The 22,724-nt window shown below is 72.5% G+C and carries 21 protein-coding genes; 18 read left to right on the top strand and 3 right to left on the bottom strand.

The features are described 5' to 3' along the window. Positions 1-125: 125 nt before the first annotated feature. Positions 126-1,382, top strand: coding sequence for an alpha/beta hydrolase (locus ACFYVL_RS28555; RefSeq protein ID WP_389249759.1), 1,257 nt, complete (start codon positions 126-128; stop codon positions 1,380-1,382). A 64-nt stretch (positions 1,383-1,446) separates the two neighbouring features. Here ACFYVL_RS28555 and ACFYVL_RS28550 read toward each other — a convergent pair whose 3' ends face one another. Beyond that, complete coding sequence (locus ACFYVL_RS28550) at positions 1,447-2,646, bottom strand: hypothetical protein (protein WP_389249757.1); 1,200 nt, start codon at positions 2,644-2,646, stop codon at positions 1,447-1,449. A 132-nt stretch (positions 2,647-2,778) separates the two neighbouring features. Further along, positions 2,779-3,978, bottom strand: a complete 1,200-nt coding sequence (locus ACFYVL_RS28545; RefSeq protein WP_389249755.1) for a pyridoxal phosphate-dependent aminotransferase — start codon at positions 3,976-3,978, stop codon at positions 2,779-2,781. A gap of 148 nt (positions 3,979-4,126) precedes the next feature. Here ACFYVL_RS28545 and ACFYVL_RS28540 point away from each other — a divergent pair, with 148 nt between their 5' ends. From ACFYVL_RS28540 to ACFYVL_RS28460, 17 genes are all read left to right on the top strand, one after another. Then, entirely contained in the window at positions 4,127-4,393 is a 267-nt protein-coding gene (locus ACFYVL_RS28540) for a hypothetical protein (protein ID WP_389249753.1), read from the top strand. 432 nt (positions 4,394-4,825) lie between these two features. Beyond that, positions 4,826-5,386, top strand: a complete 561-nt coding sequence (locus tag ACFYVL_RS28535) for a DUF2617 family protein (protein ID WP_389249751.1) — start codon at positions 4,826-4,828, stop codon at positions 5,384-5,386. A 152-nt stretch (positions 5,387-5,538) separates the two neighbouring features. Next, positions 5,539-7,275 carry a polyamine aminopropyltransferase gene (locus ACFYVL_RS28530; protein WP_389249749.1) on the top strand — a complete coding sequence of 579 codons (1,737 nt, stop codon included), beginning with the start codon at positions 5,539-5,541 and terminating at the stop codon, positions 7,273-7,275. Positions 7,276-7,382: 107 nt separating this feature from the next. Next, positions 7,383-8,360, top strand: coding sequence for an SRPBCC domain-containing protein (locus ACFYVL_RS28525; RefSeq protein WP_389249747.1), 978 nt, complete (start codon positions 7,383-7,385; stop codon positions 8,358-8,360). 31 nt (positions 8,361-8,391) lie between these two features. Next, positions 8,392-9,210, top strand: a complete 819-nt coding sequence (locus ACFYVL_RS28520; protein WP_389249746.1) for an aldose 1-epimerase — start codon at positions 8,392-8,394, stop codon at positions 9,208-9,210. A 21-nt stretch (positions 9,211-9,231) separates the two neighbouring features. Further along, a complete protein-coding gene (gene pyrE / locus ACFYVL_RS28515) occupies positions 9,232-9,771 on the top strand; it encodes an orotate phosphoribosyltransferase (protein ID WP_389249744.1) in 540 nt (179 codons plus the stop codon). 231 nt (positions 9,772-10,002) lie between these two features. Next, entirely contained in the window at positions 10,003-11,025 is a 1,023-nt protein-coding gene (gene fbaA, locus ACFYVL_RS28510; RefSeq protein ID WP_389249742.1) for a class II fructose-bisphosphate aldolase, read from the top strand. Positions 11,026-11,159: 134 nt separating this feature from the next. After that, the gene (locus tag ACFYVL_RS28505) at positions 11,160-12,662 is read left to right on the top strand and encodes an MFS transporter (RefSeq protein ID WP_389249740.1); all 1,503 of its coding nucleotides are present in this window, start codon (positions 11,160-11,162) and stop codon (positions 12,660-12,662) included. 20 nt (positions 12,663-12,682) lie between these two features. Then, a complete protein-coding gene (locus ACFYVL_RS28500; protein WP_389249738.1) occupies positions 12,683-13,096 on the top strand; it encodes a DUF3151 domain-containing protein in 414 nt (137 codons plus the stop codon). Positions 13,097-13,390: 294 nt separating this feature from the next. Then, entirely contained in the window at positions 13,391-14,224 is an 834-nt protein-coding gene (locus ACFYVL_RS28495; RefSeq protein ID WP_389249736.1) for a DUF3152 domain-containing protein, read from the top strand. Positions 14,225-14,332: 108 nt separating this feature from the next. Beyond that, positions 14,333-15,190 (top strand): tryptophan 2,3-dioxygenase family protein, encoded by an 858-nt coding sequence (locus tag ACFYVL_RS28490; protein ID WP_389249734.1) that lies wholly within the window; start codon positions 14,333-14,335, stop codon positions 15,188-15,190. Positions 15,191-15,215: 25 nt separating this feature from the next. Continuing rightward, positions 15,216-16,445, top strand: a complete 1,230-nt coding sequence (gene kynU / locus ACFYVL_RS28485) for a kynureninase (RefSeq protein ID WP_389249732.1) — start codon at positions 15,216-15,218, stop codon at positions 16,443-16,445. Between the two features lie 172 nt (positions 16,446-16,617). Beyond that, positions 16,618-17,487 carry an alpha/beta hydrolase family protein gene (locus ACFYVL_RS28480; RefSeq protein ID WP_389249730.1) on the top strand — a complete coding sequence of 290 codons (870 nt, stop codon included), beginning with the start codon at positions 16,618-16,620 and terminating at the stop codon, positions 17,485-17,487. Between the two features lie 94 nt (positions 17,488-17,581). Then, on the top strand, positions 17,582-19,138 hold the full coding sequence (locus tag ACFYVL_RS28475) for a sensor histidine kinase (RefSeq protein WP_389249728.1): 1,557 nt from the start codon (positions 17,582-17,584) through the stop codon (positions 19,136-19,138). Continuing rightward, positions 19,135-19,797, top strand: coding sequence for a response regulator (locus tag ACFYVL_RS28470; protein WP_389249726.1), 663 nt, complete (start codon positions 19,135-19,137; stop codon positions 19,795-19,797). The genes ACFYVL_RS28475 and ACFYVL_RS28470 overlap by 4 nt, the downstream gene beginning before the upstream one ends. Positions 19,798-19,952: 155 nt before the next feature. Further along, entirely contained in the window at positions 19,953-20,453 is a 501-nt protein-coding gene (locus tag ACFYVL_RS28465; protein WP_389249724.1) for a tetratricopeptide repeat protein, read from the top strand. Between the two features lie 235 nt (positions 20,454-20,688). Then, positions 20,689-21,150 carry a hypothetical protein gene (locus ACFYVL_RS28460; protein ID WP_389249721.1) on the top strand — a complete coding sequence of 154 codons (462 nt, stop codon included), beginning with the start codon at positions 20,689-20,691 and terminating at the stop codon, positions 21,148-21,150. Between the two features lie 91 nt (positions 21,151-21,241). Here the strand turns inward: ACFYVL_RS28460 and ACFYVL_RS28455 are convergent, their stop codons facing one another. Further along, a complete protein-coding gene (locus ACFYVL_RS28455; RefSeq protein WP_389249718.1) occupies positions 21,242-22,525 on the bottom strand; it encodes an adenylosuccinate synthase in 1,284 nt (427 codons plus the stop codon). Positions 22,526-22,724: the final 199 nt, after the last annotated feature.

Here is a 22,724-nt window from a genome sequence, read left to right as displayed (position 1 = left end):
GGATTGGGTGCGGGCAGCACACCGGATCGGGTGCGGGAGCCAACCCCGAGGAGGGAATTTCCCTCTCCTTGGGCGCGATCGAACGATTTTTCCCCACCGGCCTGCCCCCCGACCCAGGAGCTTCCATGAATCAGCTCGGCAGCCCCGCGTCCTGGCCGCCGCCCCCGCCCCAGGGGCACCCGCAGCAGTCCCCTCCGCGGCAGGGATTCCCCCAGCAGGCCCCTCCGCAGCAGGCTTTTCCGCAGCCGGGGCATCCTCAGCCGGGTCCGCCGCAGCCGGGTCCGTCGCAGCAGGCGCCCCGCAGGCGGCGGTCCCGGATCTGGCTGGTGCTGCTGGTGGTGGTCAGCGTGCTGTTCGGGGCCTGTCTCGGCGTGGCGGGCTCCTGGGCGTACCGCACCGGCTGGTTCGAGCAGGGCGACCCGGTCTCCTTCGGGCCGGAGGGCGGGGCGATGGGCACGGGGGACGACGGGGACGCGCCCGCGCCGAAGCCGGGGGAGCCCCAGTCCGAGGCGGCGCGCAAGACGCAGCTGCCGACCGGGCCGAAGGCCGAGTTCACCACCCAGAACTCGATATCCGACGGCACGAAGATCGCCGTCACCACCCTCGCCGGAAAGAAGTCCGGCTTCACGGGCAAGGTCTGGGTGTGGGCGCCCAAGCAGTACTTCGACCCCCGGTACGCGCAGAGTGGCTTTCCCGTACTGATCGCCCTGCCCGGCGGCAACGGATATCCCAACAACTACTGGATGGGCACCGACCTCAAGCTCCAGAGCAGCATCGCCGCCTGGTCGAAGGAGCGGAAGAGCCTGCCGTTCGTCGTGGTGATGCCCGTGCTGAACCCGGACGCGACCCACTACTACGACGGCAGCGACATCCCGGGCCAGGCGAAGATGGGCACCTGGATGACGGAGGACGTGCCGGACTTCGTCCGGGCCAACTTCCGCACCTTCAAGTCGCGCGACGGCTGGGCGTTCATGGGCTCCTCGTCCGGTGCCTTCGTCGGCCTCAAGTCCGTGCTGAAGCACCCGGAGAAGTTCAAGGCCGTGATCGCCTCGGGCCCCGACACTGTCCCGGACTCCCCGCTGTGGAACGGCCACGAGGCCGAGCGCCGCGCCAACGACCCCGAACGGCTGGCCGCCGCGCTCTCCGCCAGGCCCGCCGACCCCGCGAAGGACGTCTATCTGGCCTTCCAGACCGGCAGCAGGGAGGCGGGCGCGGCCAACACCCGCAAGTTCGCCGAGAAGTACGGAAAGGGCCAGGTCAAGACCAGGATCAATGTGATCCAGAACGGCAGCCACAACGCCAAGACCTATGTGCAGGGCATGGCGGAGGGCTCCATCCAGTGGATCAGCGAACACATGCAGGCGCCGATCCCGTCCCCGTGAGACCGGTGGGGCGGGGACGGGCGGCCCGGAGACCGGAGACGTGGTGCGCGCTCGCGCGGCTCCGTCACACCGGCACCGGGGCGACCGTGACCAGGTACGTCCCGTAGGCCATCGACACCCCGGCCAGGGCGGTGAGCACCACGGCCGCCGTCCTGCGCCGGGTCCGCGCCAGCGCGCAGGCCAGCGGCAGCAGCAGCGGGAAGGCGGGCAGCAGGAAACGCGGCTTGGACTCGAAGAAGCCGGCCCCGCCGAGCACGATGACCACGAGCACGCCCGTGAAGACCAGCAGCGGAAGCGGCGGCCGGCGCTGCGACCCGCACACCAGCAGGGCCAGCAGCAGCACCGCCGCACCCACGATCACCAGCGACATCGAAAACGCGAACAGCTCCGGAGCACTGACCAGGTGCCGCACGAAGCGCAGCGCCCCGATGCCGAAGTCGAAGCGCGAGGACCAGTCCGCCTGCACGGCGAAGTAGCCGCCGAGCGGATCGCCCTTGACCATGCCGACCCGCAGTACGTACGCGACCCAGCCGAGCGGCGCGAGGGCCGCCCCGGCCCACACCCGCCGGCCCGCGCGCCCCCGCGTCCGCACCAGCTCCCAGCCCGCCGTGACCACCACGGCCGCGATCAGCGCGACCGCGCTCGGCCGCGACAGCCCCGCCAGTACGGCGAGGGCGCCCGCCCACAGCCAGCGGCGCGTCAGCAGCGCGTACAGCGCCCACGCGCAGAGCGCCACGAACAAGGGCTCGGTGTACGCCATCGTCAGCACGATCGAGTGCGGCAGCAGTCCCCACAGCAGCACGGTCAGCGTCGCGGTGCGGCGGCCGTACAGCCGGTCGACGACGGCGAAGATCCCCCAGGCGGCGGCAGCGGCGGACGTCCAGGAGACCAGCAGCCCGGCACCGCCCGGCGTCACCGGCAGTACGGTGTGCACCGCCCGGATCAGCCCCGGGTACAGCGGGAAGAACGCCAGGTCGCTCTGGACGACCGCGCCGTCCGCGAGGGTCGAGGTGTACCCGTAGCCGTGCTCGGCGATCCGGGTGTACCAGAGCGAGTCCCAGGACTGGCCCAGCAGCCGCAGCGGCGACTTCCCGGTCCGCCACGCCCACAGCGCCATCAGCAGCGCCCCGGTCAGCCGCGCCGCCGCGAACAGTCCGAGCGCGGGTGCCGCCCGCCGGAGCGCGGCCCGCGCCGGCGCGGCGGCCGGGGGGCGTACCGCCTGGGCGGGAACGGTCGTATCGACAGTGGCGGTGCCGACGGACACGGGGCTACCTCCGGGCGCGGGGCGGACGCGGGACGGCCGGGGGCGGCCATCATCCCGACCTTGATCGCCCCGGGCGCCGGGCGCGAGCCCTGGTCGGCCGTCCGGGTGGATACGGCCGTTTCACGTGAAACATCAACGCCCCAGCCCCTTGAGCCGCCCCACCGCCTCCTCCAGCACCTCGCGCTTCTTGCAGAACGCGAAGCGGACGAACGGCGCGCCCTCGTCCCGGTGGTCGTAGAAGACCGCGTTCGGGATGGCGACGACCCCGGCCCGGCCCGGCAGCTCCCGGCAGAATTCGAAGCCGTCCGAGGTGCCGCCCAGCGGGCGGATGTCGGTGGTCACGAAGTACGTGCCGGCCGGGCGGTAGACCTCGAAGCCCGCCTCGGCGAGACCGTTCGCCAACAGGTCCCGGCGGGCTCCCAGTTCGGCCCGCAGGCCCTCGAAGTACGTGTCGGGCAGGGCCAGCGCCTCGGCGACGGCGTACTGGAAGGGCCCGGCCGAGACGTACGTCAGGAACTGCTTCGCCGACCGCACGGCGGCCACCATGTCCCGCCCGCCGGTCACCCAGCCGACCTTCCAGCCGGTGAAGGAGAACGTCTTCCCGCTCGACGAGATGGTCGCCGTGCGCTCCCGCATACCGGGGAAGGACGCGAGCGGCACGTGCTCGCCGTCGTACACCAGGTGCTCGTACACCTCGTCCGTGACCACCAGCAGATCGCGCTCCACCGCCAGTTCGGCGATCGCGGCCAGCTCGGCGCGGGTGAGGACGGTTCCGGTCGGGTTGTGCGGGGTGTTGAGCAGGAGCAGCCGGGTGCGCGGGGTGATCGCGTCGCGCAGCTCGTCGAGATCGAGGTGGTACGCGCCGTCGCGCGGACGCAGGGTGACGGGGACCCGGCGCCCGCCCGCCATCGCGATGCAGGCCGCGTAGCTGTCGTAGTACGGCTCCAGGGCGATCACCTCGTCGCCCGGTTCGACCAGCGCGAGGAGGGCGGCGGCGATGGCCTCGGTGGCGCCCGCGGTGACCAGCACCTCGGTGTCCGGGTCGAACGCCAGGCCGTACCTGCGCTGCTGGTGGGCGGCGATGGCGTGACGGAGTTCAGGGACGCCGGGGCCCGGCGGGTACTGGTTGCCGCGGCCGTCGCGCAGCGCCCGTACCGCCGCCTCGCGCACCTCTTCGGGGCCATCCTCGTCGGGGAACCCCTGGCCGAGGTTGATGGCACCGGTACGGACGGCCAGCGCCGACATCTCGGCGAAGATCGTCGTCCCGAACTCGGCGAGACGGCGGTTGAGGAGCGGGCGGGGCGCGTCGGAACTGCCGGAGGGGGAGGTCATGGCGCCATCCTGCGCGGAACCTCTGGACTTGCTCAAGTGTGCTTTGGGCGCGGTGGCGTCCGGGAATCCCCCGGTCACGCGAGCCGGACGGCTCGCGACGAGAAGCGAACTCTTCGCTTTCGGGGGAACGGAAGGACGGTGAGGGCCCATGGCCACCATCGGGTTCGTGATTCTGGCCGCGATCCTTGTCTGCGTCCTCATGGCGGTGGGGAAGTCGAAGCAGACCGCCCAGCGCAGGACCTCGCTCCGCAAGGGCGCGCCGCGCCGCAAGAAGAACAACAGCTGGTGGGCCGGCGGTTCGGGCGGCGGTGGCGGGGGCTGCGGCAGCTCCTCGTCCTGCGGCAGCTCCTCCTGCGGAGGCGGGTCCTCCTGCGGTGGTGGCGGCGGCGGTGGCGGGTGCGGCGGAGGCAGCTGACACGGGGCTGCCGGTCCTTCGTACCGGTACCGCACGCCCGGCGGAATTAGGGGTCGGTCGAACGACTGCCCTTAACTCCCGCCGGGCGTCCTTTTGTTGAACAGATGAACCGTGTGGCCCCCGGGGGGATGGAAACCCAGTCAAGTTGGGTAAAAACGCTAGGTGCGCGACACACTTCATGATTCCCTCGCTGTTGAAAATTCGTCAGCGATCCCCAGGGGCCCCCGTCGGCCCCTCGACCACAGAAGTCACCGGAAGATTTCGCAGGTCCACAGGCTCGGAAGTCCCCGGAAGACCTGAACGTCCCTGGAATCCCCGGCCCCGGATTCCCTCGGTTCCTCGCGGACCCGAGCGGGCGGTCCCCAGCTCCACTCCGTCTTCCTCCGGCGTGTCCCTGGCCCACCCCCCACTGCGTGTTTGCGGAGCCCCCACATGCTCACGACCCTCAAGACCGTCTACACCGACACGTGTGCCGCCGATCTGGCCTGGGCACTCGGCCGGGAACCGTTGCCGGCCCTCGCCGTACTGGATCTGGAACTGGCCGGAGCGAAACTCCAGTTGCGTCTGCTCGGCGCCTCCCACCAGGTGATCCTCGACCGCAGCGGCGGCTCCTGCTCGGAGACCGTGGCCTGCATCCCGGGGAGCAGGACCCCGTTGCCGCTGGGCGTCTCCAAGCAGGTGGGCGAGTGGGACTACGAGTTCGCCGCCCGGGTGGAGAACCTGTCCGAAGCGGCCTTCGCGGGGCGCGCGCAGGAACTCCTCGCGCTGGTCGCGGACCACCCCAACGGCCTCGCGGGTACGTTTCCGGGCAGCCCGCACGCCTTCACCGCGCTGCTCGCCCGGTACAAGGGCGACGGGCTGTACAGCTGGCGCACCTGGCACGCCTACCCGCAGGAGGGGCAGCTGGTGGTGACCAGGACCCGGGTGCGGACGCGGGTCCGGGCGGCGGTGCCGACCCCGGCCCCGGGGGAACGGGTGCCTGCCGCGCTGTGAGGCGGGGGTGTTCCCCGCGTTTTCCCCGTGAGGCGGGGGCGGGGCGGGTGTCCGTGCGCCGGATCGTGGTGCGGGGTTGTATGCCGCCCGCACGCCAGTTGCACCCTTGTGGGTGACAGATTGCAAGCATGTCGTGACGTAGCGTTCCCATCATGATCCAACCGGCCTCCGCCTCAGCCGGCCCCGGCTCCGCCGGCCCCGCCGCCCCGCCCGGTGTGCCGCGCGGGGGAGCGGTGCCGCCCGCGCGCGGTGGTGTGCCGCCCCGGGGCCGCAAGCCGTCACCGCTGCCGGTGAGTCCGCGGGCGGCCAGGTTCCTGGTGCTCGGCGTGGTGTTCATCTGCGCCGCCTGCGGCCTGGTCTACGAGCTGGAGCTGGTCGCCCTCGCCTCGTACCTGATCGGCGACTCGGTCACCCAGGCGTCCGTCGTGCTGTCCACGATGGTGTTCGCGATGGGCGTCGGCTCACTGCTCGCGAAGCGGCTCCGGTGCCGGGCGGCCGTCGGGTTCGGGCTGCTGGAGGCGGGACTCGCGGCGGTCGGCGGGAGTTCGGCGATGCTGCTGTACGCGTCGTTCGCCTGGTTCGGCGGCGCGCGGTACGTACTGGTGGCGTTCTCGCTGGCCATCGGCCTGCTCATCGGTGCCGAGATCCCCCTGCTGATGACGCTGATCCAGTGGATCGGACGGCAGGACCGGGCGCGCGCGGCGGGCGACGGCGACCCCGGCGCGGAGGGCGACGACACCAGCGGGGACGTGGCCGATCTGTTCGCCGCGGACTACGTGGGGGCGCTGGTCGGCGGGCTGGCCTTCCCGTTCTTCCTGCTGCCGATGCTCGGCCAGCTGACCGGCGCCCTGGTCACCGGTGCCGTCAACACGGCCGCCGGGGGCGCGCTCGTCCTGTGGCTCTTCCGCCGCGACCTCACCCGCCGGGAGTGCTGGCTGCTGGTGGTGGTGAACGTGGCCGTCCTCGCCCTCCTCGCCACCGCCACCGTCCTCGTCGACGACTTCGAACGCTCCGCCAGGCGCGCGGTCTTCGGCGACCGGGTGCGGGTCGCCGTCCAGACCGACGTGCAGGAGGTCGTCATCACCGGGGGCACCCGGGGCCCGCTCGACCTGTTCCTGGACGGCCGGCTGCGGGTCTCGGGCCGCGACGAGTACCGCTACCACGAAGCGCTGGTGCACCCCGCGATGCGCGGCCCGCACGCCCGCGTCCTGATCCTGGGCGGCGGCGACGGACTGGCCGCCCGCGAGGTGCTCAACTACCCGGACGTCCGCTCGGTGACCCTGGTCGACCTGGACCAGGGGGTGGCCGGGCTCGCCCGCACCGATCCCGCGCTGGTCGCCCTCAACGGCGGCGTCTACCGGGACCCCCGGCTGACCTACGTCGAGGGGGACGCGTTCCAGTGGCTGCGCGACGCCCCGCTCGCCGCCCGCCCGTACGACGTGGTGATCTCCGACCTCCCCGACCCCGGCATCACCGCGGCCACCAAGCTCTACTCGCAGGAGTTCTACGGGCTGGCGGCGGGCGTACTGGCCGAGGACGGCCGGATCGCCGTGCACGCCGGGCCGATCGCGGTCCGCCCCCGGGTGTACTGGACCGTCGAGGCCAGCCTCCGCGCGGCGGGCCTCGCCACCCGCCCGTACTGCGCGACCGGCCGTCTCTCCGGCTTCAGCGCGGGCCCCGACCGCCCCTCCGGCAACGCCGCCGCACCCCGCGACTGGGGTCTCGTGCTGGCCGCCCGCAGCCGGCCGGTGCTGGGCCTCGCCCCCGACGTCCCCGCGCTGCGCTCGCTGACCGAGCCGCTGCTGGCCTCCGGCGCCCGCGCGGCGGAGGCCTCCCGCATCCCCGGCCTGCCCGCCTCCACGCTGGTGCATCCGCGGTACGCGAAGTGAGGGACCGGGCGCCGCGGTCGTGGTGTGCCGGAGTTCCGGTCGACCCGGGCGCACGGATCTCGCGGAGTCGGGTGTGAACCCGGCGTGCGTGAGTAGGCTCGGGAACCATGGAGCATGAGGTGTTCGTTCCGGTTCTGCCCGCGGCCGTACGGCAGACGCTCGCCGACCCCGCCCGGGTCGCGCGCTGTGTGCCCGGCCTCCAGCAGGACGCCGACAAGACGTCCCCGCCGCTGACCGGCCGGATGAAGGTCCGGGTCGGCGGCCACACCATCACCTACCGGGGTGCGCTGAGCATCGCCGCGGCCGAGGGCGGTGAATCCGCGTTCGTGGTCGGCGGCGAAGGCACCGAGGCCCGGGGCAACGGCTCGGTCAAGATCGCCCTGACCCTGCGTACCGAGGCCGCCGACGGCGGTACGGCGCTGCACTTCAGCGGCACCGCCCACGGCGACGGCCGGATCACCGAACTCGACGCCCCGGCGGTCGAGTCCGCGGTGCACCGGCTGCTCGACCGGTTCGCGGAACGGCTGAGTTCGGCGGCGGCCGAGACCGCCGGAATCGCGGGTGCCGCCCCGGCCGCGGGTGCTGCCCCGGCCGCCGGTGCCGCCGGGAGCGGCGAATCCGACGCTGCCGCCGAGGCCGCCCGCGCGGAGATCGACGAGCCGTCACCCACGCCCGCCGACCCGCCCGCCGAGCCGCGTGCCTCCGTCTTCGAGACCGAGGTGCCGCCGCCCTCCCTCGACCGGCTCAGCGACGAGGAGCTGACCTTCGAGGACCCGCTGCCGGGCAGCGGCCCCGGCCGCGAGGAGGAGGACGAGGCCCTGCGCGAGGCCCTCGCGGAGATTCCCGGCGAACTGCCCGACGCGTTCCCCGACGACCCGCCCGCCGAGGCGGCGCACGCCCGCCGCACCATGATCGGCCGCAGCGCGGAGGAGGTCGACCACGCGCCGCCGCGCGGGCGGTACGCCCCGGTGATGGCGCCCGCGCCCTCCTCCGGCACGTTCACGCTGCGCCGGCTCGCCCCCGCCGCCGCCCTCGCGGTGGCTTCCGCGGTGGTCGTCGGACGGGTGCTCCGCCGTCGCAGGTAGTCCGGGTGGCGGACGCCAGTAGTGTCGGGGCGTGAGTAGCGAAGAGAAGAAGGATTCCGGCGTCCTGCTGAGCGCGGGCGACGTCGAGGTGACCGTGGACCCGGCCGACGGCTGCCGGGTCGACAGCCTGCGCATCGGCGGCACCGAAGTGCTGCGACAGAGCGAGAACGGCAAGCACTTCGGCAGCTTCCCGATGGTGCCCTGGTGCGGGCGGACCGGGAACGGACAGTTCCGCGACGGCGACAAGGTCCACCAACTCCCGGTGAACTCGCCCCCGCACGCCATCCACGGCACCGGCCGCGACGTCCGCTGGCGCACCGCGCACCGGGACACCGCGTCGGCCTCGTTCACGTACGACCTCACCAGCCCCTGGCCGTACGCGGGCCGGGTCACCCAGACCTTCGAGCTCACCCCGGACGCCCTCACGCTCTCCATGGGCGTCGAGACGTACGACAACTCCTTCCCGGCGCAGGTGGGATGGCACCCCTGGTTCCTGCGCAACCTGGGCTCCGGCGCCGATGTGGAGCTGGCCTTCGACGCCGCCTGGCAGGAGGAGCGCGGCGACGACCACCTCCCCACCGGCCGCCGTATCGACCCCCGCCCCGGCCCCTGGGACGACTGCTTCGGGATGCCCGACGGCGTGGACGTCACGCTGACCTGGCCCGGACAGCTGGAGATCAAGGTGACCAGCCGCGAGGAGTGGGTGGTCGTGTACGACGAGCAGGCGGCGGCCGTCTGCGTCGAACCCCAGACGGGCCCGCCCAACGGGCTGAACACCCTGCCGCGCCTGGTCACCCCGGTGGACCCGCTGGAGGCGTCCACGACCTGGTCGTGGCGCAGGCTCGGGTAGCGCGCGCTTAAGCTCGTGACCATGACTGATGTGCGTGCTGAGCTGCTCCAGCAGATCAAGGACAAGGCCGTGGTGCACGGCAGGGTGACCCTCTCCTCGGGTCTGGAGGCCGACTACTACATCGACCTGCGCCGGATCACCCTGGACGGCGAGGCGGCGCCGATGGTGGGTCAGGTCATGCTCGACCTGACCGCCGACCTCGACTTCGACTGCGTCGGCGGCCTCACCCTGGGCGCCGACCCGGTCGCCACCTCGATGCTGCACGCCTCCGCCGCGCGCGGTGCGCGGCTGGACGCCTTCGTGGTCCGCAAGGCCCAGAAGGCGCACGGCATGCAGCGCCGTATCGAGGGCACCGACGTGAAGGGCCGCCGCTGCCTGGTCGTCGAGGACACCTCGACCACCGGCGGCTCCCCGCTGACGGCCGTCGAGGCGGTCCGCGAGGCGGGCGGTGAGGTCGTCGCGGTTGCCACGATCGTCGACCGGGGCGCCGAGAAGGCCATCGACGGCGCGGGTCTGCCGTACCTCACCGGGTACCGGCTGGCGGACCTGGATCTCGCCTGAAGTTGTGACCTAGGTCCCGGGCCTTCTCTTGCGAGGCTTTGACCTGCGTGTTTGTCTGAGGTCGACGTGTTTCACGTGAAACACGTCGACCTTCGCGCATTCCCGGACACGAGGCACGGGCGTCCGCCGGGTGGAGTCCCGTGAAGAGTCTGGAAAGATGGGCGGCGACGATGACGTCGCCCCCAGGTCAGGGACCAGCACGCACACCCGCATATCCCAAGGAGCGGACAGATGCCCATCGCAACCCCCGAGGTCTACGCCCAGATGCTCGACCGGGCGAAGGCAGGCAAGTTTGCCTACCCGGCGATCAACGTGACCTCGTCCCAGACCCTGCACGCCGCGCTGCGCGGCTTCGCGGAGGCCGAGAGCGACGGCATCGTCCAGATCTCCACCGGTGGTGCGGAGTTCCTGGGTGGCCAGCACAACAAGGACATGGTGACCGGTGCGGTCGCGCTGGCCGAGTTCGCCCACATCGTCGCCGCGAAGTACGACGTGACGATCGCGCTGCACACGGACCACTGCCCCAAGGACAAGCTGGACGGCTACGTCCGCCCGCTGCTCGACGTCTCCGCCGAGCGCGTCGCCCGCGGCGAGAACCCGCTGTTCCAGTCGCACATGTGGGACGGCTCGGCCGAGACGCTGGCCGACAACCTGGCCATCGGCCAGGAGCTGCTGGCCAAGGCCGCCGCCGCCAAGATCATCCTTGAGGTCGAGATCACCCCGACCGGCGGCGAGGAGGACGGCGTCAGCCACGAGATCAACGACGAGCTGTACACGACCGTCGACGACGCGCTGCGCACCGCCGAGGCGCTGGGCCTGGGCGAGAAGGGCCGCTACCTGCTGGCCGCCTCGTTCGGCAACGTGCACGGCGTCTACAAGCCGGGCAACGTCGTGCTGCGTCCGGAGCTCCTCAAGGACCTCCAGGAGGGCGTCGGCTCGAAGTACGGCAAGACGTCGCCGTTCGACTTCGTCTTCCACGGCGGCTCGGGCTCGACCGCCGAGGAGATCGCCACCGCGCTGGAGAACGGCGTCGTGAAGATGAACCTCGACACGGACACGCAGTACGCCTTCACCCGCCCGGTCGTGGACCACATGTTCCGCAACTACGACGCGGTGCTGAAGGTCGACGGCGAGGTCGGCACGAAGTCGAAGTACGACCCGCGCACCTGGGGCAAGGCCGCCGAGGCGGGCATGGCCGCGCGTGTGGTCGAGGCGTGCGCCGCGCTGCGTTCCACGGGCACCAAGCTGAAGTAACCCCCTGCGGGACGGCTTGAGACGGGCCCGGTGCGCTCCCCCGGCGGGGGGCGTGCCGGGCCCGTCGCCGTGTGCGGGCACCCGTCCGGTGCCCCGGACTGGCCTTCGGCCGGGAGCGCGGGGAGCATGCGGGTATGGCCGATACCGCGGGTGCGCTCAGGGTCGGGACCGGGCCCGGACGCTGGGTGCTGCTGACCACCGTCCTCGGTTCCAGCATGGCGATGCTCGACTCGACGATCGTCAATGTGGCGCTGCCGCGCATCGGCGAGGACCTGGGCGCCGACCTCGCCGGCCTCCAGTGGACCGTCAACGCGTACATGCTGACCCTGGCCGGGCTGATCCTGCTGGGCGGGGCGCTCGGCGACCGCTACGGGCGCCGCAAGGTGTTCGTCGTCGGGGTGGTGTGGTTCGCCGCGGCCTCCCTGCTGTGCGGGCTCGCGCCGAACGCGACGGTGCTCGTACTCGCCCGCGCCCTCCAGGGCATCGGCGGCGCACTGCTCACCCCCGGCTCGCTCGCCCTCATCCAGGCCTCCTTCCACCGGGACGACCGGGCCAGGGCGGTCGGCCTGTGGTCCGGGCTCGGCGGCATCGGGGCCGCGATCGGCCCGTTCCTGGGCGGCTGGCTGGTCGACGGACCGGGGTGGCGGTGGGCGTTCCTGCTGAACGTCCCGCTCGCGGCCCTGTGCGTACCGGTGGCCCTGCGGCACGTACCGGAGTCGAAGGACCCGCAGGCGCACGGCCGGTTCGACGTGCTCGGGGCGGTGCTGGCGGCCCTCGCGCTCGGCCTGGTGACCTACGCGCTGATCGAGGCGCCGGGGCTCGGTATCTCGTCGCCGGTCGTCATCGGATGCGCCGTGCTCGGGGTGCTGGTGGCGGCGGCGTTCCTGTACGTGGAGCGGACCCGGACCGATCCGATGATGCCGCTGACGCTCTTCGCCTCGCGGCAGTTCACCGCGATCAACGTGGTCACGCTGTGCGTGTACGCGGCGTTCAGCGGGTTCTTCTTCCTGGCCGCCCTCCAGCTCCAGGTGGTCGCCGGCTACTCCGCGCTCCAGGCCGGTACGGCCATGCTGCCCACGACGGTGCTGATGCTGTTCCTGTCCGCCCGCTCCGGCGAACTGGCCCAGCGGATCGGCCCGCGGCTGCCGCTCACCGTGGGGCCGCTGCTGTGCGCGGCCGGAATGCTGCTGATGCTGCGGGTCGGGGAGGGGGCCTCGTACGTCCGGGACGTGCTGCCCGCGGTCGTGGTGATGGGCATGGGGATGGTGACGCTGGTCGCCCCGCTGACCGCCACCGTCCTCGCCTCGGTCGACACCGGGCGGGCCGGTCTTGCCTCCGGCATCAACAACGCCGCGGCCCGCGCGGCCGGGCTCGTCGCCGTGGCGGCACTGCCGCTGCTCGCCGGGATGGGGCCGGAGGCCTACCGGTCGGCGGCCGAGTTCGGGGCGACGTTCCGGCGGGCGATGCCGATGTGTGCGGGGGTGCTCGTGCTGGGGGCGCTGATCGCGCTGGCGACGGTGCGCGATCCGCAGGGCGGGGAGGAGGCGGCGGAGGCCGAGTGCCGCACCCACTGCGGTCTGACGTCGCCGCCGCTGGAGCCGGACCACGAACCCGGGGAAGGGCACCGGTTGCCGTAGACGCCAGGCAGACTAGGGGCATGGCTATTCACCAGGACCTCCTCGGGGGACCGCCCCCGACCCATCTGCCCGACGACCCGGAGCCGCGCGAGCTGCTCGCGTCCGGGGCGGCGCCGGCCGACGTCGCCGCGAAGTACCCGACGTCCTCGCTCGCGTGGGCGCAGCTGGCCGACGACGCGTTCGACAAGGGCTCCGTCGTCGAGTCGTACGCGTACGCGCGTACCGGCTACCACCGCGGGCTGGACTCGCTGCGCAGGGCCGGCTGGAAGGGCCACGGTCCGGTGCCGTGGGAGCACGAGCCGAACCGGGGCTTCCTGCGGGCGCTGCACGCGCTGGCGCGGGCCTCGCAGGCGATCGGTGAGCAGGAGGAGTACGAGCGGTGCTCGACCTTCCTGCGGGATTCTTCGGCGGTGGCGGCGGACACGTTGGGCTAGTCGCCCGGTGGGGTAGCGGCGGGGGCGGGCTTGGCGGGGCCGGGACAGGGGGTGCGGCTCCGCCGGGGGCCGCCCCCTTGCCCGCCCGTTCCGCCCCCTTGGGGCGGCCCCGTCGCCCAAGGGCTCGGGGCGGGGCGGGGGTTTGGTGGGCGACACGCGGTTTGTGGGGGGCGGGGTGGTGGGCTGGTACGCCTGTACGATCGCCCGGACCGTAGGAAGAGATCGTTACCGGCGGCGAGCCCTCCGCTCGCTCCCCCCATGTGCCGGACAGACGGACCGGGGGAGAGCTCTGCCGTGACCCAGCGTGACGTTCGCCGAAGTGGAACCCGGCTCACCCGACGCGGCAGATTCCTCGTCACCCTGCTGTGCCTGGCCGCGCTCGCCGGCGGTGGCAGTCTCGCCTGGGCCACCTGGCAGGACCGCACCGCGTCCACCCGCCGTCCTCCGGCGGCCGGAGCGGAGACCGACCCCGGCGGGGCCGCCCGCACGGAGCCGCCCGGCGAGGTCTCCTCGAACCCGCCCAGCCGCGAACGCCCCGACGGACTGGACAAGCCCGACGGGTCCAAGGTGCCCGCCATCGGCTCCGGCTCCTTCGCCGCCGCCCGCATCACCGGATCCCCCGTCGGCACCGGCACCCTCCGCCGCTACCAGGTCCAGGTCGAGAACGGCAGCGGCGTCTCCCCGGCCCAGGCAGCCGCCGAGATACAGGCGATCGTCGCCCACCCGCAGGGCTGGGCCAAGAACGGCCGGGGCCGCTTCCAGCTGGTGTCCGGCCGGGCCGACTTCGTGATCCGCATCGCCACCCCCGCCACCGCCGACAAGCTCTGCGCCGAGGCGGGACTCGACACCGGCGGGGAACTCAACTGCGAGACCGGCCGCGGTGTCGTGGTCAACCTGCGCCGCTGGCTGCTCGGCTCGCCGCAGTTCGACGGGACACCCGCCACCTACCGGCACCTGATCATCAACCACGAACTGGGTCACGCGCTGGGCCTCGGCCACCTCGGCTGCCCGGGTCCCGGGAAGCCCGCACCCGTGATGATGCAGCAGATCAAGGGCCTCGACGGGTGCCGCTCCAACGCCTGGCCGTACGCCGCGAACCGGACGTATCTGACCGGCCCCACCCTCTGAGGCGCACCCGGTCGTACCCCGGCCTATGATGCCGGGAGGGGACCGGGGCTCCATAAATCCTAGGAAGGGGCGGACCGCTACCTGGAAGTTCGTTTCGAGGAGCATGCGATGACGCACACCCCCGAGGCCCCCGGGAGCGAAGGTTCGGAAACCCCGAACCTCGATTTCGCGGGCACCACGCCGTACGAGGACTACGTCCAGGCGGACGTCCTCACCCACCTCCAGCACCCCCTCTCCGACGACCCGGGCGAGATGGTCTTCCTGGTCACCACCCAGGTCATGGAGCTGTGGTTCACGGTCATAGTCCACGAGTGGGAGACGGCCGCGACCGCGCTGCGCGAGGACAACATCCCCGTCGCGCTGGACGCCCTCAAGCGCTCCACCCGCGAGCTGGAGGCGCTCAACGCCTCCTGGAAACCGCTCGCCAACCTCACCCCCGCGCAGTTCAACTCCTACCGCAGCGCTCTCGGCGAGGGCTCCGGGTTCCAGTCCGCGATGTACCGGCGGATGGAGTTCCTGCTCGGCGACAAGGCCGCGTCGATGCTCGTCCCGCACCGGGGCGCCCCGCGCGTGCACTCCGAGCTGGAGAAGGCGCTCCAGCAGCCCAGCCTGTACGACGAGGTGCTGCGGCTGCTGGCCCGGCGCGGACTGCCCGTGCCCCAGGAGGTGCTGGACCGCGACCTCTCCCAGAAGTACGAGCCGTCGCCCGAGGTCGAGGCCGTCTGGGCGCAGGTGTACGGGGCCGAGGAGGTCGGCACCCTGCACTCCGAACTCGTCGTACTCGGCGAGGCGTTGACCGACGTCGGCGAACTCGTCTGGCGATGGCGCAACGACCACCTGGTGGCGACCCGCCGCGCGATGGGCTCCAAGGTCGGCACCGGCGGCTCCGCCGGAGTGGCCTGGCTGGAGAAGCGCGCCCGCAAGAACGTGTTCCCCGAGCTGTGGACGGCGCGCAGCCATGTCTGAGCCGCACGAGAACCGGAGGGCCGGCATGTCCGACATCCCCGAAGCCGGGCCCGGCACGCTCGCGGACAGGGCCGCCGCGCTCGACGCGACCGACGAACTCGCCAAGTACCGCGAACTGTTCACCCTGCCCGAGGGCGTGACCTACCTCGACGGGAACTCGCTGGGCGCCCTGCCGCGCGGGGTTCCCGCCCGGCTCCAGGACGTCGCCACCCGCGAGTGGGGCGAGCTGCTGATCCGGTCCTGGGACGAGAGCGGCTGGTGGACCGCGCCGGAGCGGATCGGCGACCTGGTCGCCCCCGTCGTCGGCGCGGCGCCGGGGCAGATCGTGGTCGGCGACTCCACCAGCGTCAACGTCTTCAAGGCGCTGGTGGGCGCGGTGCGGCTGGTCGACGACCCCGCCCGCACCGAGATCCTCGTCGACGCGACGACCTTCCCGACGGACGGCTACATCGCCGAGTCCGCCGCCCGGATGACGGGCCGCACCCTGCGCGCCGTCCGCCCGGAGGAGGTGCCCGCCGCCCTCGGCCCGCACACCGCCTGCGTGCTGCTCAACCAGGTCGACTACCGGTCCGGCCGGCTGTACGACCTGCCCGGACTGACCGCCGCGATTCACGAGGCGGGCGCGCTCGCCGTGTGGGACCTGTGCCACAGTGCGGGCGCCCTGCCCGTCGGGCTGGACGAGCACGGGGTGGACCTGGCGATCGGCTGCACGTACAAGTACCTCAACGGCGGCCCCGGTTCGCCCGCGTACCTCTACGTCGCCACCCGCCACCAGGACCGCTTCGACTCGCCGCTGCCGGGCTGGACCGGGCACGCCAACCCCTTCGGGATGGCACCGGACTACACCCCGGCGGCCGGTGCGACGCGCGGCCGGGCGGGCACCCCCGACATCCTCTCGATGCTGGCGCTCGAATCCGCCCTCGACGTGTGGGACGGGGTCGCCATCGACTCCGTACGGGCGAAGTCCCTGGCGCTCACCGACTTCTTCGTGGAGTGCGTGGAGCGGTACGTGCCCGAGGGGCGCGTCGAGCTGGTCACCCCGCGTCCGCACGAGGAGCGGGGCAGCCAGATCGCCCTGCGCTGCGCGGACGCCGGGGACGTCATGCGGGCGCTGATCGCACGCGGCGTCGTCGGGGACTTCCGTCACCCGGACGTGCTGCGGTTCGGTTTCACCCCGTTGTACGTCGGATTCGGTGACGTGGAGCGGGCGGCGCGGGTGCTCGCCGAGACTCTCCGGCCTTTGGCACAGCCCTAGTTGAACCCCTGGCCACGTCGGGATGCTTCCCGGCGTGGCCACGGGTGTGCAAAGTGGCTGGTAGCGTCCCCGCTGAATGATCCACATGGATGTTTCACGTGAAACACCGGTCCGCGCGCGCGGCCGGTTCGGGTACGTGAACAGCCCGCCAGCGCCCGGAGGTTGAAGTCGTATGCCGAGCATGCCGAGCCGTGCGCCGTTGCCCGACGAGCCGCCGGAGCATCCCGCCGTCGCGCCGGACAGCAGCGCCGCCTACGGCGAACACCCCGACCAGGTCATCGACTTCTACGCGCCCCGGGGCGAACTCACCGGCGCAGCTCCGCTGGTGGTCGTGCTGCACGGGGGTGCCTGGCGGGCCCCGTACGACCGGGAGCACATCACCCCCTTCGCCGACTTCCTGGCCCGGCGCGGCTTCGCGGTGGCCAATGTCGAGTACCGCCGGGGCAGTTCGCTGCCGCACCAGGGCGCGGAGGGGCCGGTGGCGGGGCGCTGGCCGGAAACCTTCGACGACGTCGCCACCGCCCTGGACCTGCTGCCGGGTCTCGTGAAGGAGGCGCTGCCCGAGGCGGACATCCGGCGCACGGTGCTGACCGGGCACTCGGCGGGCGGCCACCTCGCGCTGTGGGCCGCCTCCCGGCACGTACTCCCGGAGGGTGCGCCGTGGCGGCTGCCGGCCCCGCCGCCGCTGCGGGGTGTGGTGGCGCTCGCCCCGATCGCGGACTTCGCGTCGGCGGTGGAGCGGAACGTGTGCGGCGGCGCGGTCACCCAGCTGCTCGGCGGCGAGGACGGATACGCGGAGCGGCTCGGGTACGCCGACCCGGCCGCGCTCCTGCCCACCGGCATCGCCACCACGGTCGTCCAGGGCCGCACCGACACGACGGTTCCGCACGAGGTGTCGGAGGCGTACGCGGACGCCGCGGCCAAGGCGGGCGAGGTCGTCGGCCTGACCCTGCTGGAGGACGTCGGCCACTTCCCGCTGATCGACCCGGCGGCGGACGCGTGCGCGGTGGTGGCGGAGGAGATCGCACAGCTCGCGTACTGACCGGACCCCGGGGTGCGCGTAGTACCTGGGACGGACGCGGAAGGTCGGTGGTACGGGGGACGACCCCGGGCCGCCGCCTCCGTACGGTAGATCCATGACCAAGACCAAATCCCGGGTGGGCCGCAGCCCCGAAGCCCAGATGCTGAAGCGTGCGCTGGCGGGGCTGCGGGACGACCTGCTGCGGGGAGCGCTGGAGTACAGGCCGCTGCCGCCGCTCGCCCCGCACGGTCCGGTGGTGAGCCGGCTGCCGCGGCGGCTGCGGTCCCGCGCCGCGTGGCTGCCGCACGGTCTGATCCTCCTCGCGGCGTTCTTCACGGCGGTGTACGGCTGGCTGTTCGCGGACGGCGCCGAGCGGCTCTTCCCGGGGCTCGTGGTGGTGGTGCTGTGCGCCGGAGCGGTGCTGCTGACGCTGGTGCGGCCGGGGGCGGCCTGGTGGCTCTCGCTGGTGGCGCTGCCCGTCGCCGGGGGGCTGACCTCCGACGTGCGGGGCGGTCCGTGGATCCCCGCCACCGTCCTGATGCACCTGACCGTGGTGACCGTGGTCGCCGCCCGTACCCGGGTACGCACCGCCGGCTGGATGTGGGGGTTCCTGGTGCTGTTCGCGCTGGCCTTCGCGCCCGGCGACGCCGACGGACCCACCAACGCGGCCCCGATGCTGGTGGGGACGGGAATCCTGCTGCTCCTGGTCAGCATCGTCCACATCCGCAGGGACGCCAGGCGCGAGGTGGTCGCCGAGCGGTCCGTGACCGCCGTCGAGCGCGACCGCCGCACCCTGCTGGAGGAGCGCTCCACCATCGCCCGGGAGCTGCACGACGTGGTCGCCCACCACATGTCCGTGGTGGCGATCCAGGCGGAGGCCGCGCAGTACCGGGTGGAGAACCCGCCGCCGGAGCTGCAGGCGGCCTTCGTCACCATCCGGGAGAACGCGGTGTCCGCGCTGACCGAGCTGCGCCGCGTGCTGGGCGTCGTACGGGCCGCCGACTACGAGGCCCCGGACGCCCCGCAGCCCACGCTCGCCGACCTCGGCAGGCTGATCGCCAACGTGCGCGACACGGGCCTGGAGGTCGAGCACATCACGACCGGTGCGGTGCGGGTCCTTCCGCAGGGCGTGGAGCTGTCGGCGTACCGGATCGTCCAGGAGGCGCTGAGCAATGTGCTGCGGCACGCGCCCGGGGCTTCGGCGCGGGTGGAGGTGAGCTACGTGCTCGGCGGGATCGGACTGCGGGTGCTCAACGGGCCCGCGGTCGGCGAGGTGCGGCCGTCGCAGGGCTCGGGGCACGGGGTGACCGGGATGCGGGAGCGGGTCGCGATGCTCAACGGCGGGATGACGGCCGAGCCGACGGCGGACGGGGGCTTCGAGGTCTCGGTGTTCGTCCCGCTGCAGGGGGACCAGCCGGTGCTGGAGGACGCGATTCCCGCGCAGCGGCACGGGGCGGACGCGCCCGTCCCGGACGACGGGGCTGCCGCGGTGGACCTCACCAAGAGCGACACCGGGAGCGGCCTCGGGAGCGACACGGTCAGCGGCAGCGGCGCGGGAAGCACGTCCGAGCACGGCGGCGAGCACGCAGGCGAGCACGCCACCGAGCACGCGACGGAGCGTGTCGGCGGGGACGCGCCCCGGGACCTGGCTGCCAAGGGTGGCGTCGTATGACGGCGATCCGCGTCCTGATCGTCGACGACCAGATGATGGTCCGCGAGGGCTTCACCGTCCTGCTGAACGCGATGCCGGGCATCGAGGTCGTCGGCGAGGCGGTCGACGGGCGCCAGGCACTCGCGCAGGTCGCCGCCCTCAAGCCGGACGTCGTGCTGATGGACATCCGGATGCCGGAGATGAACGGCATCGAGGCGACCCGCGAGATCGTCGCCGCGCACCCGGAGGCGAAGGTGCTCGTCCTCACCACCTTCGACCTCGACGAGTACGTCTACCAGGCGCTGCGGGCGGGCGCGTCCGGGTTCCTGCTCAAGGACGCCTCCGCGCGGCAGCTCGCGGACGGGGTGCGGATCGTGGCGTCCGGGGAGGCGCTGCTCGCACCGACGGTGACGAAGCGGCTGATCACGGAGTTCGCCAAGCGGGCCCAGGCGCCGCGCGGCCCGGGGACGGCGCAGTACGGCGAGCTGACCGAGCGCGAGACCGAGGTGCTGGTGCTCATCGCACAGGGCCTCTCCAACGGCGAGATCGCCTCGCACCTGGTCGTCGCGGAGTCGACGATCAAGACGCACGTCAGCAGGATCCTGGTGAAACTGGGACTCCGGGACCGGACCCAGGCGGCGGTCTTCGCCTACGAGGCACGCCTGGTGACACCGGGCTAGCGGCGCGCGGGGCCGGGAAACGCACCCCGGGAAAACGCACCCCGGGGAAGCAGGCGTCGCACCCCGGGGAAAGGGCGCCGCACCCCGTTGAGATGTGCGTCGCACCCGCGGAAAAGCAGAGGCCGTCGCCCCGGTGACCCTGCGAGCATGGCCGCATGACCTTCTCCGATGACCGCGACTCGTTGCTCGCCGAAGCCGTTGCCCTGCGTACGGCCGACCGTACGGAGGAGGCCAGGGAACGTCTGCTCGTGCTCGGCGAGCGCTACCCGGCGGACGCGGAGATCGCCTACCAGACCGCCTGGGCGCACGACCGGCTCGGCCTGGAGGCGGAGGCGGCGCCGTTCTACGAGCGGGCCCTGGAGGGCGAGCTGAGCGGCACGGACCGGCGCGGGGCGCTGCTGGGCCTCGGCAGCACGTACCGCGTCCTCGGCCGGTACGAGGAGGCCGTGGCCACGCTGCGCCAGGGGGCGGACGAGTTCCCGGCGGACGGGGCGTTGCGGACCTTCCTGGCGATGGCGCTGTACAACGTGGGGGAGTCCCACGAGGGGATGCGGCTGCTGCTGGGGCTCCTCGCGGAGACGAGCGAGGACGAGGGCGTGCGGCAGTACCGCGCCGCGATCGAGTACTACGCGAAGGACCTCACGGAGACGGTCTGACCCGGACGGCCCGAGGAGCCCGGGACCGGAGCGACAGGGGGCCCGGACCCGCGCGGCAACCGGCCGCAACATCGGCGCGGCACCCGCCCGCCGGACCGAGGGGCGTTCCGCGCCCGTCGTGCGCCCTGTCCGCGCCCCTCCGCTCCCGCGTCCATTCGGGTATCCGTGGGGCGCGGTGCGGTCGTCGCGGCACAGGGTGGGGCGAACGCATCCGCCCCTCCCGAAAGGCGCCCCCTTGCCCCGCCGCACCAGCACCGCCCTCGCCACGGCAGCCGCCGCCACCGCAGTCCTGCTCGCACCCCTGGCCCTCGCTCCGGCGGCACAGGCCGCCGGGCCCGCCCCGGCGGTCTGCGGCGGAACCGCGCTCGACTGGACCGCCCCGGGCCCGGCAGGGGCCGTCTACCAGGGCGTGGTCCGGTTCCGGAGCGGCGCCCACCACAGCGCGTACGCCTTCCTCGCGAACCTCACCACGGCCAACCACCGCCTGGCCGCCGACGAGACCGACGGCACCGGGCAGTGGGAACTCCGCCACTACTACGGCGGACCCGGCCCCTCCGTGCTCTACCGCTCGCACCACGGGGCGACCGTCCTCGACGCGCCGCGGTGCGAGGACCCCGCGCACCCGACCCGCGTCACCAGCACCACGGCGACGGTCGAGGACCACGAGTCCGGCCGGCTGACCCGCGTCGCGCTCTGAGCCCACGCGGCCGGAACGGGACACGACGACGCCCCGGCGGCCGGTCGGAACCGGCCCCCGGGGCGTCGTCACACCCAGAGGGAAGCAGCCGCTAGATGAACGAGTTGATCTCGATCGTCTCGGTACGGCCCGGCCCCACGCCGATCGCGGAGATCGGAGCGCCGGACATCTCCTCCAGGGCCTTCACGTACGCCTGCGCGTTCTTCGGCAGGTCGGAGAAGGTCTTGGCCTTGGTGATGTCCTCGGACCAGCCGGGGAGCTTCTCGTAGATCGGCTTCGCGTGGTGGAAGTCGGTCTGCGAGTAGGGGAGTTCCTCGACGCGCTTGCCGTCGATCTCGTACGCGACGCAGACGGGGATCTCCTCCCAGCCGGTCAGCACGTCCAGCTTGGTGAGGAAGAAGTCGGTCAGGCCGTTCACGCGGGTGGCGTAACGCGCGATCGGGGCGTCGAACCAGCCGCAGCGGCGGTCACGGCCGGTGGTGACACCGCGCTCGCCACCGATGCGGCGCAGCGCCTCGCCGTCCTCGTCGAACAGCTCGGTGGGGAACGGACCGGCGCCGACGCGGGTCGTGTACGCCTTCAGGATGCCGATGACGCGGCTGATCTTCGTCGGGCCCACGCCCGCACCCGTGCAGGCGCCGCCCGCGGTCGGGTTCGAGGAGGTGACGAAGGGGTACGTGCCGTGGTCGACGTCGAGCAGGGTGCCCTGGCCGCCCTCGAAGAGGACCACCTTGTCGTCGTCCAGCGCCTTGTTCAGGATGAGCGTCGTGTCGGCCACGAAGGGCTTGATCTGCTCCGCGTACTGGAGCATCTCCTCGACGATCTTCCCGGCCTCGATGGCGCGGCGGTTGTACAGCTTGGTGAGCAGCTGGTTCTTGGTCTCCAGCGCCGCTTCGACCTTCTGGGTGAGGATCGACTCGTCGTAGAGGTCCTGGACGCGGATGCCGACGCGGTTGATCTTGTCGGCGTACGTCGGGCCGATGCCGCGGCCGGTCGTACCGATCTTCCGCTTCCCGAGGAACCGTTCCGTCACCTTGTCGACGGTGACGTTGTACGGCGTGATCAGGTGAGCGTTTCCGCTGATCAGGAGCTTGGACGTGTCAACACCGCGCTCGTTGAGTCCGCTCAGCTCGGAGAGCAGGACGGCGGGATCGACGACGACACCGTTTCCGATGACGGGCGTGCACTCAGGAGAGAGGATTCCGGAAGGGAGAAGGTGCAGCGCGTACTTCTGGTCGCCTACGACAACCGTGTGGCCGGCGTTGTTGCCGCCCTGGTAGCGCACTACATAATCGACGGATCCACCGAGCAGGTCGGTGGCCTTTCCCTTGCCTTCGTCACCCCACTGAGCACCGAGCAGCACAAGTGCGGGCACAGGCGTACACCCCTTCCGGGCGGGGCATGTCCAAGGTCAGGGGTGTGCGCGACGACGTGCCTCGACGACTGTGTCGACGTACGTCGCGTGCCTTGACCTGTGAACCGCTGCCCCGGAATAGACGAAGCCCCTGGCGCAATAGCGCAAGGGGCTCTTGCACAAAGATGCTACCCGAGGAAGGACCGAGGTGTCGGCTCCC

It is taken from the genome of Streptomyces sp. NPDC004111, from assembly GCF_042874215.1.
In the GTDB taxonomy this organism is placed as follows: Bacteria; Actinomycetota; Actinomycetes; order Streptomycetales; family Streptomycetaceae; genus Streptomyces.
This window is presented reverse-complemented; position numbering and strand designations above follow the sequence as displayed.

What these genes read in the sequence shown, in the direction of transcription:
- ACFYVL_RS28530 (WP_389249749.1), top strand. Translation starts at nt 5,539, where the DNA reads ATGATCCAACCGGCCTCCGCCTCAGCCGGCCCCGGCTCCGCCGGCCCC.
- ACFYVL_RS28480 (WP_389249730.1), top strand. Translation starts at nt 16,618, where the DNA reads ATGCCGAGCATGCCGAGCCGTGCGCCGTTGCCCGACGAGCCGCCGGAG.
- ACFYVL_RS28475 (WP_389249728.1), top strand. Translation starts at nt 17,582, where the DNA reads ATGACCAAGACCAAATCCCGGGTGGGCCGCAGCCCCGAAGCCCAGATG.
- kynU (WP_389249732.1), top strand. Translation starts at nt 15,216, where the DNA reads ATGTCCGACATCCCCGAAGCCGGGCCCGGCACGCTCGCGGACAGGGCC.
- ACFYVL_RS28555 (WP_389249759.1), top strand. Translation starts at nt 126, where the DNA reads ATGAATCAGCTCGGCAGCCCCGCGTCCTGGCCGCCGCCCCCGCCCCAG.
- pyrE (WP_389249744.1), top strand. Translation starts at nt 9,232, where the DNA reads ATGACTGATGTGCGTGCTGAGCTGCTCCAGCAGATCAAGGACAAGGCC.
- ACFYVL_RS28490 (WP_389249734.1), top strand. Translation starts at nt 14,333, where the DNA reads ATGACGCACACCCCCGAGGCCCCCGGGAGCGAAGGTTCGGAAACCCCG.
- ACFYVL_RS28545 (WP_389249755.1), bottom strand. Translation starts at nt 3,978, where the DNA reads ATGACCTCCCCCTCCGGCAGTTCCGACGCGCCCCGCCCGCTCCTCAAC.
- ACFYVL_RS28540 (WP_389249753.1), top strand. Translation starts at nt 4,127, where the DNA reads ATGGCCACCATCGGGTTCGTGATTCTGGCCGCGATCCTTGTCTGCGTC.
- ACFYVL_RS28535 (WP_389249751.1), top strand. Translation starts at nt 4,826, where the DNA reads ATGCTCACGACCCTCAAGACCGTCTACACCGACACGTGTGCCGCCGAT.
- ACFYVL_RS28470 (WP_389249726.1), top strand. Translation starts at nt 19,135, where the DNA reads ATGACGGCGATCCGCGTCCTGATCGTCGACGACCAGATGATGGTCCGC.
- ACFYVL_RS28500 (WP_389249738.1), top strand. Translation starts at nt 12,683, where the DNA reads ATGGCTATTCACCAGGACCTCCTCGGGGGACCGCCCCCGACCCATCTG.
- ACFYVL_RS28505 (WP_389249740.1), top strand. Translation starts at nt 11,160, where the DNA reads ATGGCCGATACCGCGGGTGCGCTCAGGGTCGGGACCGGGCCCGGACGC.
- ACFYVL_RS28465 (WP_389249724.1), top strand. Translation starts at nt 19,953, where the DNA reads ATGACCTTCTCCGATGACCGCGACTCGTTGCTCGCCGAAGCCGTTGCC.
- ACFYVL_RS28525 (WP_389249747.1), top strand. Translation starts at nt 7,383, where the DNA reads ATGGAGCATGAGGTGTTCGTTCCGGTTCTGCCCGCGGCCGTACGGCAG.
- fbaA (WP_389249742.1), top strand. Translation starts at nt 10,003, where the DNA reads ATGCCCATCGCAACCCCCGAGGTCTACGCCCAGATGCTCGACCGGGCG.